Below are 546 nucleotides of genomic sequence, written 5' to 3'. Positions count from 1 at the left end.
CAGTGGGCCGATTCCACTTACATTGAAGACCAAGACATGTGGTGGACGGCGGGGATATTCCGTGATGTTTACCTAATCGGAAAAGAGAACATTCACGTCCAAGACCTAACAATTCGCACCGATTTCGCCGACGATTACCAAAGTGCGACGCTCAGTGCTCAAATCGAATTGGAAAACCTTTCCACCGCTATCGCGTCTGGCTATACGCTGGAATACGCGCTGCATGACAAACGCACTGTCGTAGCAAGTGGTCAATGCGATTCACTGACTATCCAAAAACACCACTCAACAAGCTTTGCGATTGATATGGTGAACCCAACGCATTGGACGGCTGAAAATCCTTACCTTTACCACTTGTTCATCACCTTAAAAGATCACCAAGGCAACGTAGTGGAAGTGATCCCACAACGCGTGGGTTTCCGTGACATCAAAGTGCGCGATGGCCTGTTTTACATCAACAATCAATACGTGATGCTGCATGGTGTAAACCGTCATGACAACGACCACCTAAAAGGTCGCGCAGTGGGCGTGGACCGCGTGGAAAAA

Annotated in this window: 1 protein-coding gene; it reads left to right on the top strand. The window is 48.7% G+C overall.

Annotated features, from left to right (window positions below; all coding sequences use genetic code 11):
- Positions 1–546, top strand: a 546-nt coding sequence (locus tag R7R24_RS29695; protein ID WP_318120587.1) for a glycoside hydrolase family 2 TIM barrel-domain containing protein, incomplete at both ends; no start/stop codon positions are given.

The sequence above is a fragment of the Vibrio sp. 704 genome (assembly GCF_033339295.1).
Note: the sequence above shows the minus strand (reverse complement) of the source record. Positions and strands in the feature narration are given on the sequence as shown.